Here is a 16,685-nt window from a genome sequence, read left to right as displayed (position 1 = left end):
GCGCCAGGATTCCGCCAGCCGCGGCTGCCCGGAGACCGCCCCGCCGACACGTCGCGCCGCGCCTAGCCATGGCGGCCGCCCGACGCCGGATCGCAGTAGTCGATGTCGTTCGTGGGATGGAACGGCCCCACGAGCAGCGCCCGCTTGAACGGGCCGCCCTCGGCGATCTCCTCCGCCGAAACGTCCAGCGTGAACTGGTCCCCCGGACGCAGCCGGCGGCCGGCGATCACGACCGGGGCGCGCACGAGGTAGATCGCCGACCAGGGGCAGCAGTAGTAGTTGCCGATCGCCGCGCCGCTGGCCGTGGTCCCGGCCGCGATCGCCTCCGCCCGCAGCGCCGCATCGATCTGCGCCTGGATCGTCAGCGTCGCCGCGGGGTCCGGGTCGCAGCGCCACAGGTGATCGATTGCCCGGCGCGCGGCCGGGTCGCGCTTCCAGCTCGCCCGGCTTGCCGGGTCGGTGAGGCACCACGGGTCGAAGCCCGCCTGTCCGGGAACCGGCAAGGCCGGTCCCGACACCATCGCGACCTGGACGTCGGGGCGATCCAGCAGAGCCGGCATCGCGAGCAGCTGCCCGATGAGGTAGTAGCGCTCGATCGCGCACTTGACCGAGTTCTCGACCCGCTGATGAACGGCCGCGTCAGCGTTCGGGGACCACAGCGACTCCGCGTAGGACGCAGTGCCCTCGGCTTCCGCCACCATCCCGTCGACGGTGGCCGCGAGGGCGTTCTTGCCCGCGGGGATTCCGGTGCGGGCGAAGTCGGCCTGCGCTGCCTGAACATGGTCGCGCATCGTCCGCACCGCGGCGAGCATGGCGGCCAGATGCGCACGCGGACACGGTTCGGCCTCGACCCAGGCGGGAAGCGAGGCGGGCAGGCTCACCTCGGCGGCGACGTCGAAACCGGGGTCGCGCGCGGCCCGTCGTGCGCGCGACGACCACTGCTCGACCTCGCCGAGGAACGCGGCCGCCTGCTCCGCCGTCACCGGCGGAAGGTATCCGACGGTCCGGGGAACCGCCGTGTAGTCCGCCTCGACGAACTGGTCGCCGAGGGTCTGCAAGGCGAATGCGTTCCAGGTGCACAGCAGCTGGCTCAGCTCGCCTGGGCGCGCTTGCCACAGCGTGGCCCCGCGGCCGGCAAGGCGGTCCCGGAGTTTCTCCGCCGTCAGCAAGTCCTCGTACGCGCCCGCACCGGCTCGCCGGTACGCCTCCACCGTCTCGGCCGAGACCTCTCCCCGCAGCACAGCCGCGAGCCGGGTCATCAGCGTCGGCCGCACCGCTTGCTGCTCCGGCATGAGCGTCCACCTTCCACTCCGGACAGACCGTCAATCTACTACTTGAGTTAGGAGCGAGGAAGCGCGCGCACGCGTCGTCGCCTTGTTCGCGCAGGCAGCCGGCAGTAGGTTGACGGCCCTCGGCTCGCCCGCCGCGACCTTACGCTCAGGTCGTTACGGTTCGGTTTCCAGTCCGACAGCCGGGTGAACCCCCGTTGACCCATACCCTAGGGGGGCATACAGTCCACTCGTTCGAGTGATGCGCATCACGACCGAAGCGGCTGCCGCGACGGGTGTCCGATGGCCGCCAGATTCCTCTGTCCCCAAGGGAGCCGCCATGCGCAAGGTACGGATGCAGCTGTCGCGAAGGGTCGTCCTGTCCTCGGTTCTGATCGTCTCGGCCGGGACGGTGCTCGGTTGTTCGAGCGCAGCCTCCGGAGACGTGCTGCAGAAGGTGCGCGACAGCGGCACCTTGCGCGTCGCGCTGACACAAGCGAATCCACCGTGGAATTTCGTTGGCCCGTCGGGCACTCCGATCGGCTACGACGTGGATGTCGCCAACGAACTGGCGCGCCGGATGGGCGTCGGGAAGGTCGAATTCGTCCAGGCGAGTTTCCAGACGTTCATCGAAGGCATCAAGGCGGGCCGGTACGACATGGTGATCTCCGGCCAGACCATCACCGCGGCCCGCAAGCAACAGGTCGACTTCTCCCGGCCCTACGAGGTGAACGGAATCTCGGTCTTCGTTCAGGCGTCGAATCCGAAGATCGCCTCGCTGACCGACCTCAAGGGCAAGACGGTCGCGGTGTCGGCAGGCACGACGCAGCAAAGCTTCGCACAGGACAAGATCCCGGACGTGCAGGTGAAAACGTACGAGAACGCGACACTCGGCCTGACCGATCTTTCCCGCGGGAACGCCGACGCGATGCTGGTTTCACGCTTCCAGGGCAGTTACCTGGCCAGCAAGAACGGCCTCGCCGTGAAGCCGGTGGGACCGCTGCTGGAGAGCGAGGTCAACGGCATGTCCTTCCGCAAGGATTCGCCCGCGCTCAAACAGGAAGCCGACAAGGCGATCGCCGCGATGATCGCCGACGGCACCCTGACCCGCATCTCGAAGCAGTGGCTCGGCGGCCTGGACATGGCGGCCGAACTCAAGACCGCGCCGGCGAACTAGGGAGGACGTCATGGACCTGCTCGCCAACGCGTTTCCCATGCTGGCCAAAGGACTCGGCGTCACCGTGCTGCTCGGCGTGGTGTCGTTCGCCCTCGGCTCGGCGCTCGGTGCGCTGATCGCACTGGCGCGGATCTCGTCGATCCGGGTGCTGCGGGCCGTCGCGATCGGCTACGTCTCGGTGTTCCGCGGCACCCCGCTGCTGATCCAGATCATGGTGCTCTACTTCGGACTGCCGCAGCTGGGCGTCCAGCTGGAGCCGATCCCGTCAGCGATCCTGGCTCTGACGCTGTTCTCCGCCGCCTACCTCAGCGAGAACTTCCGCGGCGGAATCCTCGGTGTCGACAAAGGACAGTGGGAAGCCGCCTCCTCGATCGGCATGCCGTACTGGCGCACTTTCCGCAGGATCGTGTTCCCGCAGGCGATCCGGATCGCGACGCCGGCGGTCGGCAGCCGCTTCATCGCACTCATGAAGGACACCTCGCTGGCGTCGGTGGTGACCGTGGTCGAGCTGACCCGGGTCGCGGAAAGCGTGGGAAACGCCAGTTTCCGTTACATGGAGGCATTCCTGCTCGCCGGGCTGATGTACTGGCTGATCAACACGTTGCTGTCGCTCGGGCAGAGCGTGCTCGAAAAGCGGATGGGAAGGGCGTACTGAAGATGACCCAGCCGATGATCGAACTTCGCGGCATCCACAAGCGCTTCGCCGACCTCGAGGTGCTCCGCGGCGTGGACCTGACCGTCCGGGCCGGCGAGGTCGTGGTCCTCATGGGACCGTCCGGATCGGGCAAGACGACCCTGGTGCGGTGCATGAACCTGTTGGAGGAGCCCGATTCCGGGCATCTGCGCGTCTGCGACTGCGCTTTCGACTGCGGTTCGCCGCGCGACCGCGCCGGACGGCGGCTGGCGCGGCAAGCCCGCCGGCGAACCGGCATGGTCTTCCAGCAGTTCAACCTGTTCCCGCACATGACCGCCCTGGGCAACGTCATCGAGGGGCCGCGCCAGGTCCGTCAGCTGCCGATGTCCGAGGCGATCGCCCTCGGCGAGCGGCTGCTGGACAGGGTCGGGCTGTCCGGAAAACGCGACGAATACCCATCCCGCCTCTCGGGCGGTCAGAAGCAGCGAGTCGCCATCGCCCGGGCGCTGGCGATGGAACCGCGGGCAGTGCTCTTCGACGAACCCACCTCGGCACTGGACCCCGAACTGCACGCCGAGGTGCTGGAAGTCATCAGGGAGCTGGCCGGAGAAGGCATGACCATGGTGATCGTCACGCACGAGACCCACTTCGCCCGCGAAATCGCCGACCGCATCGTGTTCATGGACGGCGGCGTCATCGTCGAAGAAGCGGCGCCGGAAGCCTTCTTCACCCGGCCGACCCAGGAACGGGCACGCTCGTTCCTGCGACTGGTGGATCACACGGGCGCGACGGCAGCCGCGCCCCTCCCCCGACGCGGCGAGGAGGCGGTATGACCCCGTTCGACGTCGACACCGCACGCAAGGAAACGCCCGGCTGCGAGACGGTCGTGCACTTCAACAACGCCGGAGCCGCCTTGATGCCGCGTCCGGTGCTGGACAGCGTCATCGGGCATCTCAATCTCGAAGCGAGCATCGGCGGATACGAGGCCGCTGCCGCCGCGAACGACGCCCTGGAAGGCGTCTACCCGTCGGCGGCGCGCCTGCTCGGCTGCGCACCGGACGAGATCGCGTTCCTCGACAGCGCCACCCGGGCCTGGGACTTGGCGTTCTTCGCGATTCCGTTCCGGCCCGGCGACCGCGTCCTCACCAGCGAAGCCGAGTACGCGAGCAACTTCATCGCCTACCTGCAGGCCGCCGAGCGCCACGGCATCGAGGTGGCGGTAGTGCCCAACGACGAATCCGGCCAGATTTCGGTGCCGCGGCTGCGCGAGATGCTCGACGACCGGGTCCGGCTGGTCTCGCTGACCCACGTGCCCACCAACGGCGGCCTGGTCAACCCGGCGGCGGAAGTCGGCCGCGCGGCCCGCGAGGCCGGCGTGCTGTTCCTGCTCGACGCCTGCCAGTCGGCCGGCCAGATCCCGCTCGACGTCGACGCGATCGGCTGCGACCTGCTGTCGCTGACCGGGCGCAAGTACCTGCGCGGGCCGCGCGGGACCGGGATCCTCTACGTCCGCCGCGAACGGCTGGCCGAGCTGACACCGCCCATGCTGGACCTGCACGCCGCCAAGTGGGTAGCGCGCGACCGCTACGAGATGCGCGAGGACGCACGCCGGTTCGAATCCTGGGAATTCAACGTCGCGGCGAAAATCGGCTTCGGCGCTGCGGTCGACTACGCGCTCGGCTGGGATCTCGACGCCATCTGGGAGCGCGTCAGCCGGCTTGCCGCCGACCTTCGCCCCCGACTGGACGAACTGCCGGGTGTCCGCGTGCGCGACGTCGGCGCCGAGCAGTGCGGAATCGTCTCCTTCACCGTCGACGCCATGACCGGCGACGCGGTGAAAACGGCGCTGGCACAACACTCGATCAACGTGAGCGTGTCCCGCGCACCGTCGACTCGCTGGGACATGGAGCATCGCGGCCTGGCCGAGGTCGTGCGCGCCTCGCTGCACTACTACAACACCGTCGAGGAGATCGACGCCTTCTGCCGCGTGCTCCACGCTGCCGGATGAACTCGGCCGGCCTCGCGGAGTCGCTCCGATGCGGCGGAAGCGCCTCCACCTCACCGAATCCGCTGCGGGAGCAGGCTCGCCAGGGCTTCCTCCTGGCGGCCGAACATCGCGAGGTGCCCTTCGCCGCGGCAGCGGTGCAGCGCCGCGCCAGGGATCCGAGCCGCGAGATGTTCGGCGTGGTGGAACGGGACCAGCGAATCGCGGTCGCCGTGCCACAACGACACCGGGACGGCGATCGCGGCCAGGTCGAATCCCCACGGCCGCACGAATGCCAGGTCGTCCGCAATCACTCCGGCCCAGCCCTGCCGGGCAGCCTCGGCCAAGCCCGGTGCCAGGGCTTCGCCGAGCCCGTCGATCCCGCCGAATGCCCGCACCTCGTCCGCCGGCAAGTCCGCCGCAAGGCTCCCGCCGGAGAGAAGGCTCTCCAATCGCTCCGGTTCCTGTGCCGCGCACGAGAATTCGCGCGCGTTCGGCGCGTGCATCCCCTCGAACGCGCCCGGCCGGTCGAGCGGTCCGATCCCGCACGTGAGCGCCACCGCAGTCACTCGGTCCGGACAGGACCATGCCGTCGCGAGCGCGAAGGGTGCACCGCCGGACATCCCGGTCACGGCGAACGCGTCTACGCCGAGAGCATCGGCCAGCCGCGCGGCATCGCACGCGACGTCGAGCAGCGTCCGGCCCGGGCGCGGGTCGGAGCGGCCATAGCCAGGCCGGTCGAAGGTGATCAGCCGGACGCCGAGTCCGGCAGTCGCCTCTTCGCCGGGAAACTGTTCCCGCCTCGACCCGGGCGTGCCGTGGAACCGGAACACCGGGAATCCGTCGCGGTTGCCCCGCTCCTCGAACGCGAGCCGCCTGCCGTCTTCCAGCTCCACGGTTCGCGCCGGGAAGCTGTCTTGCGTCGGTGCCATGGCGCAACCGTACGAACGAGCACGCTCGCTCGCCTCCACCCCAAGGTTGATCCCGGGTCGACAGCCCGGCAGGCTCGCCGGTCGAGATCGATGCCTTCTGCCGCGCTCCGCATTGCCGGATGATCTCGGCCGAAAGCACGCCTGAGGATCAGGTGCGGCCCATCGCCGACCCCGCCGGACGGGGCAAAACTCTTCCGCGGCAACGTACCCGCTGACCGACCGCACTCTTCGGCAGCTCGGGCGAGCGACCGAACATCGCGATGTGCCTTTCGCCTCGGCTCGCGGCGACGCAAGCGCCGCAGCAGGTTGCCGATGTACGAACTTGCCCGAGGCGGGATCCGGTCCTTTCGATCTTCCTGAGATGTGGACGGCAGTGCGGCGGGGCCAAGGCGCCGCAGCAGCCGTTTCGAGGGTCGCCTGTGCGAGCGCGGCGGTGACCCGGCGCGAGGCGGGTGCGGCGTCATGCTCAGCGGCCTCGTTGCCGACCTCGCCGGTCTCCCGGCAGGCCGGCACGCAATGCCAGGGACTTAACCTTCGTGGCCTCGGCCCGCTGACCGTCCATAAAGGACGTCGGGATCGCCGAAATGCTCTATCGATGCCCGCATGACTGTTTTCGCAGGTCCGCGAGGGGAACCCTGAGGGACTCAGAGTCAATGCCAGGAACTTAAGCCGCGTCGACACGGCCTGCTGACCGTCCACAAGAGAAGCCGACGCCGCCGGAATGACCGATTGATGCCCTTCTGACCGTTCCCGCCGCGCACCCAATGCCACATTGGGTGCGTCGCATGCACCCAATGCCACATTGGGGCGCTGGCCCTCCCTCTGCCGAGCCACCGAGTCCAGCCAGCTCTGCGACCTAGGACAGACACGCCTCAACCGCACCCACAGCTTCACCTCAAGTTCCTGGCATGGGGAATCAGAGTCCCTCCCCGCGCGGCCGGCCGGAACCGATCGGCGGGGGCACAGCGGCTCCGCCCCGGCGGACCGGCGTCGAGTTCCGGCAGGGCGCTTCCGCGGACTCGGTGCACCACCCCGGGTTCCGAGGACGGTCAGCCCGCGGTGCGGGGAGCGTCGCTCAACCCGAGACGCAAGTGCTCGCTGTGGTAGACGGCTTCGTCCAGCAGCTGGGCGACGTGGTTGTCGTAGAGGCTGTAGACAATGCTGCGGCCGGTCCGGGTGCCGGTGACCAGGCCGAGATTGCGCAGCAGCCGCAACTGATGCGACACCGCGGACTGTTCCATGCCGATCGCCTCCGCGAGCGCGGTGACCGGCCGGGGTTCGTGCCGCAGTTCGGTCAGGATCAGCAACCGGCTCGGGGTGGCCAGCGCCTGCAGGGTGGTGGCGACGTGCGCGGCCGACTCGGCGTCGAGCCGCGCTGCCGGGCGGTCGCGCCCCTGCACCCCGTGTCCCATGCGGTGCAGCATAACTCACCCCATAACGCATGAAGACATCTTCATGTGTTCTGTTATCGTGATCCGGTCAGCCCGCTCGTCTTGGAGGTTCCTCGTGGTCTCGTCGCCCACCGTCGCAGCCGGCGCTTCAGCTGTCGCGGCGTCTGCCGAGGCTGTCCCCGCACGGCGGACCCGGCTGTTCGCGCTGGCGGAGATGCGCTGGGCCGCGGCCGCGCTGGCGCTGTTCCTGGCCGGGCTGGCCGTGCAGCTGGCCGGCGGTCCGGCGTGGGCGTGGTGGGCGCTGTACCTGGCCTGCTACATCACCGGCGGATGGGAACCCGGATGGGCCGGGCTGCAGGCGCTGCGCGAGAAGACCCTGGACGTCGACCTGCTGATGGTCGCCGCCGCGATCGGGGCCGCGGCGATCGGGCAGGTGATGGACGGCGGCCTGCTGATCGTCATCTTCGCCACCTCCGGCGCGCTGGAGGCACTGGCCACCGCCCGCACCGAGGACGCGGTCCGCGGCCTGCTCGACCTCGCGCCCGAAACCGCGACCCGCCTCGGCCCCGACGGCGCCGAGCACACGGTGCGGGCGGCCGATCTGGAGGTCGGCGACGTCGTGCTGGTGCGGCCCGGCGAGCGCATCGCCGCCGACGGCGCGGTCGTGGGCGGGGCCAGCGAAGTCGACCAGGCGACCATCACCGGCGAACCGCTGCCGGTGGACAAGACGACCGGCGACGAGGTGTTCGCCGGCACCCTCAACGGCACCGGGTCGCTGCGGGTGCGCGTGGACCGCCGCGCCGAAGACTCCGTCGTCGCCCGCATCGCTTCCCTGGTCGAGCAGGCCAGCCGGACCAAGGCGAAAACCCAGCTGTTCATCGAAAAAGTCGAGCAGCGCTACTCGCTCGGCATGGTCGCCGCGACCATCGCCCTGTTCGTGCTCCCGCTGCTGTGGGGCGACCCGCTGCAGGACTCGCTGTTGCGCGCGATGACGTTCATGATCGTCGCCTCGCCCTGCGCGGTGGTCCTCGCGACGATGCCGCCGCTGCTGGCCGCGATCGCCAACGCCGGGCGCCACGGCGTGCTCGCCAAGTCCGCCGTCGTGATGGAGCAGCTCGGCGCGACCACCCGCGTCGCCTTCGACAAGACCGGCACTCTCACCCGCGGCGTCCCGGAGCTGGCCGAGATCCGCGTCCTGCCCGGTACGCGCTTCACCGAAGACGACGTCCTGCGGCTGGCCGCAGCGGCCGAGCACCCCAGCGAGCACCCGCTCGCCGCCGCTGTCGTGCGGGCAGCCCGAGCCCGCGGCCTCGAACTGCCCGCCGTCGACGAATTCAGCGCCCAGCCCGGGCGCGGCGTCTCCGCGCGGGTAGAGGACCGGTTCATCCAAGTCGGCTCGCCTGGCGCCCTCCTGCCGGAGGGAGACGGCACGGCCGGCCTCGCCACCGCCGCCTCCGCGGTCGACGCCCTGCAGCAGCGCGGCAGCACCGCCGTGGTCGTGCGGTGCGAGCACCAGCCGATCGCGGTACTGGCGATCACCGACCAGCTGCGCCCCGAAGCCGCCGGCACCGTCGCGGCAGTCACCCGGCTCACCGGCGCCGCCCCGGTCCTGTTGACCGGAGACAACCATGCCACAGCCCGGAAACTGGCCGGCCAGGTCGGGATCGCCGACGTGCGCGCCGGGCTGCTGCCCGACGACAAGGTCATCGCCGTGCGCGAACTGGCAGCCGACGGCCAGCGCGTCACCGTGATCGGCGACGGCATCAACGACGCCCCCGCGCTCGCCGCCGCCCACACCGGAATCGCGATGGGCGGAGCGGGATCCGACCTGACCCTGCAGACCGCCGACGCCGTGATCATCCGCGACGACCTCGCCACGGTCCCCGCCGTCATCGCGCTGTCGCGCCGAGCCCGCCGCGTCGTCACCGCCAACCTCGTCATCGCCGCGACCTTCATCACCGCCCTGGTCCTCTGGGACCTGATCGGCACCCTCCCGCTCCCGCTCGGCGTCGCCGGACACGAAGGCTCCACGGTCATCGTCGGCCTCAACGGCCTCCGCCTCCTGCGCGCGGCGGCCTGGCGCCGCGCCGTCCGCGAGTCCGCACCGGCCGCCGGCGGAGATCGGGAAGCCGCGACGTCCGGAACCTGACGCTGCCGATCGTCGCGACTTTCTTGCCAGCAGCGGATTTCGGCCGCCGCGGTGTGTTCTCCCGGAGATGGCCGGGGCACCAGCCGTCCGGGCCCGCCGCGCGAGGTCGACGAATCGCCACAGTTCCAGGCCAACGACATCCCGCCGGCCGCAGCGTCCGAAGAGGACAGTCGAGCGGCCCCACCTGCTCGTCTGTCCGAGCCACCCCGCCAGATCACGCGCCCCGGAACCGGAACACAGGAAACCTGCCGAGGTCGCCCGCTCACCGGCCGCCTGGCGTTTCCATGCCACGGCCCACCCGTACGAAACACCGCTCCAACCCGCCCTCTGCACCGAAGCCGATCCCAGATCGACAGCCCGCGAGCGCCCCTATAGCATTACCCCGTACCCGTATAGGAGCGTCGAACTGCCGGTCCCGGTCCGGCCCTCTAAGCTCCGTAGTAGACCGATGCAGACCGAGGAGGCGGAGTGCTGGGTGCGCTCGCGGCCCTTGCCGCGGTTGTCCTGCTGGCCGCCGGCGGCTACGCCTTCGCGCGGCTGGTCCGGCTCGCGCCGACCGCACGGGACGTCCTGCCGTTCCTCTCCGGCGGTTCCCCGGCCGAGCACGCGGTGTCCCGTTTCCACGTCCGCTGGTACCCGATCACCATGGTGTTCCTCGCCTTCGACATGGAGATGGTCTTCATGTACCCGTGGACGCTGGTCGTCAAGGAAGTCGGGACCACGGCGGTCGTGGAGATGTTCGCGTTCCTCGCCGTGCTCTTCGCCGGAGTCTGGTACGCGCGGCGGGAAGGCGTGTTCCGATGGACCTGACCGCCTGGCTGCTCCAACGGATTTCGGTGCGGCCGCTGCTCGTCAGCACGGTCGGGGGAACTGCCGCCCGGCTCGCCGCGGAACAGCGGGTCCGCCGGCGCGGCTGGCGTCCCGCGCTGAACCCGGCCGAAGCGAACCTGCTGATCGTCGCCGGACCGCAGGATCCGGCGATGGAGCCGTTCCTCGAAGCCGTGTGGCGCGTCGTCCCGGAACCCCGGTCCCGAGCCGACATCGCCGATCCCGCCGAGGCGGACGCCAAGCTGACCGAGGCGGAACAGCAGCTCCGCTCCGGGGTGCTGCCGCCGGATGCCGACCTGGACCGCCACGAAGCAGCCCGCAGTCAGCATCCTCCGGCCGACAACCACGGAATGCACGGCCACGAGATGCACCACGGCGGCGACGCTGAGCCCGGCATGGGGCACGGCGGGCACGACATGAGCAAGCACGGCCACCAAGCCCACGACTCGGACGATGGCGGGCACCAAGGCCACGACATGGGCCACAGCGAGCACCAGTCCCACGACATGGGGCACAGCGGGCACCACGGACACGACATGGGCGGGATGTCCATGCCCGGCGGCATCCCGATGGCGGACCGCGCCGACGACCGCGACGGCCTGAAACTCGACCGGCTCACCGTGCCGCTCGGCCCGGTGCTGCCCGCGTGGCCGGCCGGGCTGCTGGTGCGGACAACGCTGCAAGGCGACGTGATCCAAGAGGCCGAAGTCGAAGCGGTGCGCGGCCACCCGCACGGCATGGAGCCGTTCTGGGACACGCTCCCGCTCGAAAGCACCCGGATCGCCGCGCGACGGCTCGACAGCTGCGCGCGGCTGCTGTCCGTCGCGGGCTGGGAGGACGCCGCCGTCGCCGCCTGCCGGTTGCGCGACGATCTGCTCGCCGGACGCGACGTCGGCGGCCAGCTGGCCCGGTGGGCCCGCCGCGTCCGGCGGTCGAGGACGCTGCGCTGGTCGTTGTCCGGGCTGGGGCGGCTCGACCGCGGAGCGCTGGCCGGCGACACCGCCGATCGCCTGTACCGCTGGCTCGACGAGGCGACCGGCACCGCACCGGCCACCGTCGAGGACCCGGACGAAATTCTCGCTCTGCTGCCCGATCTGCTCGCCGGTGCCGAACTCGCGGCGGCGCGGTTGATCGTCGCCGGGCTCGATCCCGATCTCGAGCGGACGCGGGTGACCCATGCGTGACGAACTGCCCTGGTGGGCAGGATTGCTCCTGCCGCTCGTGCTGGCGGCCCTCGCCGCGGCGACCGCGTCGACGGACGCCGTGCTCACCGCCCGGACCGCGGGAGCACCGGCACGACAGGCGCTGACCCTCCCGCTGCGCGACCTCGCCGGATTCCTGGTGCAGCAGCGGCGGCGCACACTGGCCGCAGATGTCCTCTTAGGACAGAGCGGAGCGGTCGCGCTCCTGGCCGCCGCCGTGCTCGCGTCGCTGGTCACCCCATTCGGCCAGCGGCCGGTCGCGGACTTCTCGATCGGCATCGTCTGGTTCAACGCCATGGAGGTGGTGGCCTGGGCGGCCGTCTGGCTGGTCGGCTGGGGCGCCAACTCGGCGTACGGCCTGGTCGGGAGCTACCGGTTCATCGCGCAGGGGCTGGCCTACGAGCTGCCGCACATGTTCGCGTTGATCACCGCGGCGCTGGGCGCGGGTTCGCTGCGGGTGCCGGATGTGGTGGCCGCGCAGAGTTCACTGTGGTTCGCGGTGTGGATGCCCGCCGCATTCGCCGGGTACCTGCTGTCGGTTCCGGCGATGGCGTTCTGGGGCCCGTTCGATCACCCGGTCGGCTCCGACGCGTCCGGCGGAGCGGCGGCCGAACTGTCCGGAGTGGACCGTCTGGTGTTCCTCGGCGGACGCTGGCTGCTGCTGGTGTCCGGGGCGGCGTTCGCGGTGCCGCTGTTCCTCGGCGGCGGCGCCGGGCCGCTGCTGCCGCCGTGGTTGTGGTCGGTGGTCAAGACCCTCGCGGTGCTGGCCGTGCTGGTGTGGCTGAAACGCCGGCTGCCGACCGTGCGGATGGAGCGCTACCAGGAGATCGCCTGGGTCGTGCTGATCCCGGTGACGCTGGTGCAGGCGCTGGTCGTCGCTGTCGTTGTGCTCGTTCGCTGAGGAAGGGAGCAGTCGCATGTGGACACAAGTCGCGTTCTGGGCCTGCGCCGTCGCGGCGGTCGCGACGGGAGTCGCGGTGTTCCGGGTCGACTCGATGGCGCGGGCGACCTTCGCTCTGCTGGCGTCGTTCGTCTTCGCGGCGGGCACGCTCCTGCTGCTGAACCTGGCCTACCTCGGGATCCTGGTCGTGCTGATGATGATCATGGAGATGGTCGTGATGGTCGTCTTCATGATCATGTACATGATGAACCCGGCCGGGTTGATGCCGATGACGATGGTGCACAACCAGAAGGGCTCGCTCGCGATCTCCGGCGCGGTGTTCGCCGCGCTGGCCGCCGGGATTTTCCTGGTTCCGTGGCCGGCATCCGCCCGGCCGCGCCCGGCCGACCCGACACGGGCGCTGGGCGAGGCGCTGATGGGGTCGAAGATGCTCGTCATGATGGTGCTCGGGCTGTGCCTGTTCGCCACGATGGTCGCCACCGTCGTCCTGGCGACCCACCGCGGCCGGTACGACCGCTACGGCGACCGTCTGGACGCGAAACGTCCGGACGATCCGGTGCGGGGAGGGCTGAACCGGTGACCCTGCAGGCTTTTCTCTTGCTGGCCGCGGCGTTGTTCAGCGTCGGCCTGTACGGCGCGTTGTCGCAGCAGTCCATCGTGATGATCATGATGGGCCTGGAGCTGATGGCGAACGCGGTGATCGTCGCCGGAGCCGCCTTCTGGTACTTCGTCTCCCCCGATCGGCCCGACGGCCAGGTCGTCGTGCTCGTCGCGGTGACGCTGATGGCGGTGGACATGGCGGTCGGCTTCGCCGTCGTCACGGCGATCTTCCGGCGTCGTGACGTCGACCTGACCGACTCCGCCGCCGACCTCAAGGGCTGATCCGATGACGCTGTGGCTGTTGATCGGTCTTCCCCTCGTCGCCGGTGCGGTGCTGCTGCTTTCGCGCCGCAGCGGCGACCGGATCGCGCCCGCGGTCGGCATGGGCATCGCCGTGGCGACGCTCGCGCTGGCGGTCGCCGCCGCGGTCGCCCGGCCCGCCGTGACCGTTCCGCTGCTCGCGAACCTGCCGATCGGGCTGGCGGTGGACGGGCTGTCCGCGGTCATGGTGATCACTGTCGCCGCGGTTCTGGCGGCGGTGCTGGTGTTCGCGGCCGGCGAGTTCGGCGCCGAGGAATCACGGGCGCGTTTTCACGGGCTGATGCTGGTGTTCGCCGGGGCCATGCTGGTCACCGTCACCGCGCGCGACCTCGTCGTCCTGTTGATGGCCTGGGAGGTCATGGGGGCCTGTTCGTACGCCCTGATCGGCTTCTGGTGGCAGGAGAACCGCCGGGTGGAATCCGGGGCGATCGCGTTCCTCGCCACGAGGTCGGGCGATCTCGGCCTGTATCTCGCGGCAGGGGCGGCGCTGGCGGGCGGGGTCCCGGGGCTCGCCCTCGCCGGGCTTCCCGGCGCGGCGGGCGGCTGGCGCGACGCCGTCGCGGCCGGACTGGTGCTGGCCGCGCTGGGGAAGTCCGCGCAGCTGCCGTTCAGCTTCTGGCTTTCCCGCGCGATGGACGGCCCGAGCCCGGTCTCGGCACTGCTGCACTCGGCCACGATGGTCGCCGCCGGGGCGTACCTGCTGATCCGGGTCGAGCCGTTGCTGGGGGCGACGGGCTGGGCCGCGGACACGGCGGCCTGGGCCGGGGTGGTGACGGCGCTCGTCCTCGGCGTGGTGGCGGTGGTGCAACGGGACCTCAAGCAGGTGCTGGCGGCCTCGACGTGTTCGCAGATCGGGTTCATGGTGCTCGCCGCCGGAGCCGGGGGCCAGGCAGCCGGGACCGGCCAGCTGGTCGCGCACGCGGCGACGAAGAGCCTGCTGTTCCTCGGCGCCGGGGCCTGGCTCTTCGGGCTGGGGACGAAGGATCTGCATCGGCTGCGCGGCGCGGCACGGCGGTATCCGTTGCTGGGCGCGGTTTTCAGCATCGGCGCGCTGACGCTGGCCGGGGTGCCGCCGCTGTCGATCTGGGTGACCAAGGACGCGGTGCTCGCGTCCGCGCTCGCGCACTCCCCGGCGCTGTACGTCGCCGGCCTTGCCGCCGCACTGGTCAGCGGCGCCTACGTCGGACGGATCCTGACCATCCTCTGGGCTCCCGCCGGCACCGCGCCGGGCGATCGCCTGCCCGCGCTGCTGCTCGCGCCGTTGCCCGTCCTCGCGGCCGCCGCCGCGCTGCTCGGGATCGGCGGTGTGCCCGGCCTGTCGCGGCGGTTCGCCGAACTCCTCGGCGCCGCGGAGCCCGTCGAACCGGGCTGGGCGCAGCTGGCCGCGTCCGGCGTCATCGCCGTCGCCGGTGTCGCGGGGGCCGCGGCCTGGACCCGTGCCCGAACGCTGCCCGAGAACGGAGCGCTGGCCGACTGGTTGCGGCTGGAACGCTTGGCGCACCGGGCTTTCGTCGTGCCGGCCGACTGGCTGGCGCGTAGTCTCGCCCGCTTCGACGACCGGGTCGTGGACGGCGGCGTGCGCGCGGCCGCGGCGACCGGCGCGGCGCTGGCCCGGCTGGCCGATCTGCGCGTCGAGGTGTCGATCGAGGCCGTCGTCCGCGGCGTGTCCGGCGGCGCGCAAGCGCTCGGGCGGCTCGCGCGCCGGCCGCAGACCGGGCAGCTGCACCACTACTACGCCCAAGCCGCGATCGCTCTGGGCGTCCTGGCCATTCTGGTGATCTTCCTGTGACGAACGTGAGGTGACGCGTGCTCAGCGTCGTGGTGTTCCTGCCCTTGGCGGCCGCGGTGGTCCCGTTCGCGATCCCGCGCGCCGGCGACCGGTTCGTGCGCTGGTGGTGGCTCGCCGTCGCGGCGGCCGATTTCCTGCTGACGATTGTCCTGTGGGCGGCTCGTCCCGCCGGCGACGGCTATGCCTACGAAGTGAACCTGCGGTGGATTCCCAGCATCAGCTCGGGCTACCACCTCGGGGTGGACGGCCTCAGCCTGCCGCTCGTGGTCTTGACCGCCGGGCTTTTCCTCGCCTGCGCGATTTATTCGCTGCGGCAAGAGAAGCAAGTACGGTCGTTCGCCGCGTTGTTCCTGTTCCTGGAGACGGTGAGCCTCGGGCTGTTCGTGGCGCTCGACCTGATCCTGTTCTTCGTTTTCTTCGATCTGTCCATTGTGGGCATGTACTTCGTGATCGCCGGCTGGGGCCATCGCGACGCCGCGCGGGCCGCGCTCAAGTTCTTCCTCTACACCTTCCTCGGGTCGCTCGCGCTGCTCGTCGGTTTCATCGCGCTCTATGTCACGGCCGCGCCGCACACCTTCGACATCGTCGAACTGACCCGCCAGAACCCGCTGGCCGGCGGCGGCTGGGCCGCGGGCCTGGTGCTGCTGGCGCTCGGCGTCGGGTTCGCGATCAAGACCCCGACCGTGCCGTTCCACACCTGGCTTCCGCCCGCGCACACCGAAGCGCCTGCCGCCGGTTCGGCGATCCTGGCCGGGGTGCTGCTGAAGATGGGGACCTACGGCTTCATCCGGATCGCCATGCCGATCCTGCCCGGCACGTGGCGCCGCTACGCGGTCGTGTTCGTCGTGGCCGGGGTGGTGAGTGTCCTTTATGGAGCGTTGGTCGCGCTGGGCCAGCGGGACTTCAAGCGGATGATCGCCTACACCTCGGTCAACCACATGGGATACATCATCCTGGCGATCGGCGCGGCCGGGATGGCCGCGGGCTCGGCGAGCGAAGCCCGCGAGCTGGCCGTGACCGGCGCGGTCACGCAGATGGTGAGCCACGGCCTGATCACCGGCGCGCTGTTCCTCCTCGCCGGAGTCCTCTACGAACGCGGCGGCACCTACGACCTCGACCGGTTCGGCGGGCTGGCCGCGAGCGCACCCCGGTTCGCGGGCCTGACTGCCGCGGCCGCCTTCGCTTCCCTGGGACTGCCGGGTTTCTCCGGCTTCATCGCGGAGTTCCAGATCTTCACCGGTTCCCTCGGCGCCGCCCCGGTCGCGACCGTGCTGGCGTTCCTCGGCATCCTGGTGACCGCCGCGCTGTTCCTGCGCGCGTTCCAGAAAGTGTTCCTCGGCAAGCCCGGCACGCCGGCCGCGGACCTCACCGTCGCCGAGGGCGTCTCGATCGCGCCGCTGCTGGTGCTCGCCGTCGTGATCGGGGTCTTCCCGCGGTTCCTGCTCGACCTGATCGAACCCGCGTCGCGGTCGGTCCTGAACCTCCTGGCCCGGTGACCGCGCCGTGGAG

15 protein-coding genes are annotated in these 16,685 nt (G+C 70.7%); 12 read left to right on the top strand and 3 right to left on the bottom strand.

Annotated elements, in window-relative coordinates; all coding sequences use genetic code 11:
- Window positions 1-62: 62 nt before the first annotated feature.
- Window positions 63-1,292 carry a hypothetical protein gene (locus PUT80_RS08880; protein WP_051165933.1) on the bottom strand — a complete coding sequence of 410 codons (1,230 nt, stop codon included), beginning with the start codon at window positions 1,290-1,292 and terminating at the stop codon, window positions 63-65.
- A gap of 316 nt (window positions 1,293-1,608) precedes the next feature.
- Here PUT80_RS08880 and PUT80_RS08875 point away from each other — a divergent pair, with 316 nt between their 5' ends.
- Genes PUT80_RS08875 through PUT80_RS08860 form a run of 4 tightly spaced genes read left to right on the top strand, consistent with a single transcriptional unit; the run spans window position 1,609 to window position 5,087 of the window.
- A complete protein-coding gene (locus PUT80_RS08875) occupies window positions 1,609-2,445 on the top strand; it encodes a transporter substrate-binding domain-containing protein (RefSeq protein WP_235079085.1) in 837 nt (278 codons plus the stop codon).
- A gap of 10 nt (window positions 2,446-2,455) precedes the next feature.
- Window positions 2,456-3,100 (top strand): amino acid ABC transporter permease, encoded by a 645-nt coding sequence (locus tag PUT80_RS08870; RefSeq protein WP_037359837.1) that lies wholly within the window; start codon window positions 2,456-2,458, stop codon window positions 3,098-3,100.
- 2 nt (window positions 3,101-3,102) lie between these two features.
- Window positions 3,103-3,912, top strand: coding sequence for an amino acid ABC transporter ATP-binding protein (locus PUT80_RS08865; protein WP_051165932.1), 810 nt, complete (start codon window positions 3,103-3,105; stop codon window positions 3,910-3,912).
- Entirely contained in the window at window positions 3,909-5,087 is a 1,179-nt protein-coding gene (locus PUT80_RS08860; RefSeq protein ID WP_101437998.1) for an aminotransferase class V-fold PLP-dependent enzyme, read from the top strand. Before PUT80_RS08865 ends, PUT80_RS08860 begins: the two co-directional genes overlap by 4 nt.
- Window positions 5,088-5,137: 50 nt before the next feature.
- On the opposite strand, the gene PUT80_RS08855 is transcribed toward PUT80_RS08860, so the two are convergent.
- Window positions 5,138-5,995, bottom strand: coding sequence for an alpha/beta hydrolase (locus PUT80_RS08855; RefSeq protein WP_101437997.1), 858 nt, complete (start codon window positions 5,993-5,995; stop codon window positions 5,138-5,140).
- A 1,049-nt stretch (window positions 5,996-7,044) separates the two neighbouring features.
- Window positions 7,045-7,407, bottom strand: coding sequence for a metalloregulator ArsR/SmtB family transcription factor (locus PUT80_RS08850; protein ID WP_101441101.1), 363 nt, complete (start codon window positions 7,405-7,407; stop codon window positions 7,045-7,047).
- A 193-nt stretch (window positions 7,408-7,600) separates the two neighbouring features.
- Here PUT80_RS08850 and PUT80_RS08845 point away from each other — a divergent pair, with 193 nt between their 5' ends.
- The 8 genes from PUT80_RS08845 to PUT80_RS08810 all read left to right on the top strand — a co-directional run bounded on the left by PUT80_RS08845 (window position 7,601) and on the right by PUT80_RS08810 (window position 16,672).
- Window positions 7,601-9,535, top strand: coding sequence for a heavy metal translocating P-type ATPase (locus PUT80_RS08845; RefSeq protein ID WP_101441100.1), 1,935 nt, complete (start codon window positions 7,601-7,603; stop codon window positions 9,533-9,535).
- 471 nt (window positions 9,536-10,006) lie between these two features.
- Complete coding sequence (locus PUT80_RS08840) at window positions 10,007-10,345, top strand: NADH-quinone oxidoreductase subunit A (RefSeq protein ID WP_220817034.1); 339 nt, start codon at window positions 10,007-10,009, stop codon at window positions 10,343-10,345.
- Window positions 10,336-11,547 carry a hypothetical protein gene (locus PUT80_RS08835; RefSeq protein ID WP_101437996.1) on the top strand — a complete coding sequence of 404 codons (1,212 nt, stop codon included), beginning with the start codon at window positions 10,336-10,338 and terminating at the stop codon, window positions 11,545-11,547. Before PUT80_RS08840 ends, PUT80_RS08835 begins: the two co-directional genes overlap by 10 nt.
- Window positions 11,540-12,466 carry a complex I subunit 1 family protein gene (locus PUT80_RS08830; RefSeq protein WP_101437995.1) on the top strand — a complete coding sequence of 309 codons (927 nt, stop codon included), beginning with the start codon at window positions 11,540-11,542 and terminating at the stop codon, window positions 12,464-12,466. Before PUT80_RS08835 ends, PUT80_RS08830 begins: the two co-directional genes overlap by 8 nt.
- Window positions 12,467-12,482: 16 nt before the next feature.
- Window positions 12,483-13,046 (top strand): NADH-quinone oxidoreductase subunit J, encoded by a 564-nt coding sequence (locus PUT80_RS08825; RefSeq protein WP_101437994.1) that lies wholly within the window; start codon window positions 12,483-12,485, stop codon window positions 13,044-13,046.
- Window positions 13,043-13,348, top strand: a complete 306-nt coding sequence (nuoK, locus tag PUT80_RS08820) for an NADH-quinone oxidoreductase subunit NuoK (protein ID WP_101437993.1) — start codon at window positions 13,043-13,045, stop codon at window positions 13,346-13,348. The genes PUT80_RS08825 and nuoK overlap by 4 nt, the downstream gene beginning before the upstream one ends.
- Window positions 13,349-13,352: 4 nt before the next feature.
- Window positions 13,353-15,176, top strand: coding sequence for a proton-conducting transporter membrane subunit (locus PUT80_RS08815; RefSeq protein ID WP_101437992.1), 1,824 nt, complete (start codon window positions 13,353-13,355; stop codon window positions 15,174-15,176).
- 17 nt (window positions 15,177-15,193) lie between these two features.
- Window positions 15,194-16,672: an NADH-quinone oxidoreductase subunit M gene (locus tag PUT80_RS08810; protein ID WP_101437991.1), complete on the top strand. Its 1,479-nt coding sequence runs from the start codon at window positions 15,194-15,196 to the stop codon at window positions 16,670-16,672.
- Window positions 16,673-16,685 lie beyond the last annotated feature (13 nt).

Origin of the sequence: Amycolatopsis sp. La24, assembly GCF_029087445.1 — a bacterium.
Lineage (GTDB): Bacteria > Actinomycetota > Actinomycetes > Mycobacteriales > Pseudonocardiaceae > Amycolatopsis > Amycolatopsis nivea.
The sequence above is the reverse complement of the archived record's forward strand: the minus strand, read 5'-3'. Positions and strand labels throughout refer to the sequence as shown.

Coding starts and splice junctions, on each gene's coding strand:
- PUT80_RS08850 (WP_101441101.1), bottom strand. CDS start 7,407: ATGGGACACGGGGTGCAGGGGCGCGACCGCCCGGCAGCGCGGCTCGAC.
- PUT80_RS08830 (WP_101437995.1), top strand. CDS start 11,540: ATGCGTGACGAACTGCCCTGGTGGGCAGGATTGCTCCTGCCGCTCGTG.
- PUT80_RS08825 (WP_101437994.1), top strand. CDS start 12,483: ATGTGGACACAAGTCGCGTTCTGGGCCTGCGCCGTCGCGGCGGTCGCG.
- PUT80_RS08880 (WP_051165933.1), bottom strand. CDS start 1,292: ATGCCGGAGCAGCAAGCGGTGCGGCCGACGCTGATGACCCGGCTCGCG.
- PUT80_RS08845 (WP_101441100.1), top strand. CDS start 7,601: ATGCGCTGGGCCGCGGCCGCGCTGGCGCTGTTCCTGGCCGGGCTGGCC.
- PUT80_RS08860 (WP_101437998.1), top strand. CDS start 3,909: ATGACCCCGTTCGACGTCGACACCGCACGCAAGGAAACGCCCGGCTGC.
- PUT80_RS08855 (WP_101437997.1), bottom strand. CDS start 5,995: ATGGCACCGACGCAAGACAGCTTCCCGGCGCGAACCGTGGAGCTGGAA.
- PUT80_RS08835 (WP_101437996.1), top strand. CDS start 10,336: ATGGACCTGACCGCCTGGCTGCTCCAACGGATTTCGGTGCGGCCGCTG.
- PUT80_RS08865 (WP_051165932.1), top strand. CDS start 3,103: ATGACCCAGCCGATGATCGAACTTCGCGGCATCCACAAGCGCTTCGCC.
- PUT80_RS08875 (WP_235079085.1), top strand. CDS start 1,609: ATGCGCAAGGTACGGATGCAGCTGTCGCGAAGGGTCGTCCTGTCCTCG.
- PUT80_RS08815 (WP_101437992.1), top strand. CDS start 13,353: ATGACGCTGTGGCTGTTGATCGGTCTTCCCCTCGTCGCCGGTGCGGTG.
- PUT80_RS08870 (WP_037359837.1), top strand. CDS start 2,456: ATGGACCTGCTCGCCAACGCGTTTCCCATGCTGGCCAAAGGACTCGGC.